Below are 535 nucleotides of genomic sequence, written 5' to 3'. Positions count from 1 at the left end.
CTCCTACAAGAACCGTAGAAGGAGGCAATAACAGATCCTTCCCCTTCACCACGTTCCGGGTCTGGATGACGTGACAGAACCTTTAGCAATATATTTCTCCAACACAGCACAAGGAAAACCAATCGACACAATAGCTTCACCCACCGTTTTTACATATTTCTTAATAGGCCTAAACGTTTGAAAGGAGGAAACAATCCGGTAAGCCGATTTTTCATAAGCTTTCCAGAAAATACCCTCGCGGTAAAGGTAAATCCAGTTGTAATTATCCTGTTCTTTCAGAAAAATCTCTTTTTGAGTCATATAGTTTAATATTTGAAAAGAAATCGACCGGCTTCGCCGGTAGTGAACCGACGGGCTTTTAATGCCCGTCGGGAATAAAGCAAATAAAACAAATAAAACGAATGGCCGAGTAAACCAAGGGAATTTCACCCTTAGCTTCTCACGGAACCGTACGTGATAGTCTCCCATCATACGGCTCTTCGTAACAGAACACCAGGTTACTCTTCTGCTTCTTACCTGACATAGAAAGAGTAAA

Annotated in this window: 1 protein-coding gene; it reads right to left on the bottom strand. The window is 41.9% G+C overall.

Going from position 1 to position 535, the window contains the following annotated elements; genetic code table 11:
- Nucleotides 1–45: 45 nt before the first annotated feature.
- On the bottom strand, nt 46–300 hold the full coding sequence (locus tag D0T87_RS23745; protein WP_163178654.1) for a hypothetical protein: 255 nt from the start codon (nt 298–300) through the stop codon (nt 46–48).
- Nucleotides 301–535: the final 235 nt, after the last annotated feature.

This window comes from Bacteroides sp. 51, assembly GCF_010500965.1.
Lineage (GTDB): Bacteria > Bacteroidota > Bacteroidia > Bacteroidales > Bacteroidaceae > Bacteroides.
This window is presented reverse-complemented; position numbering and strand designations above follow the sequence as displayed.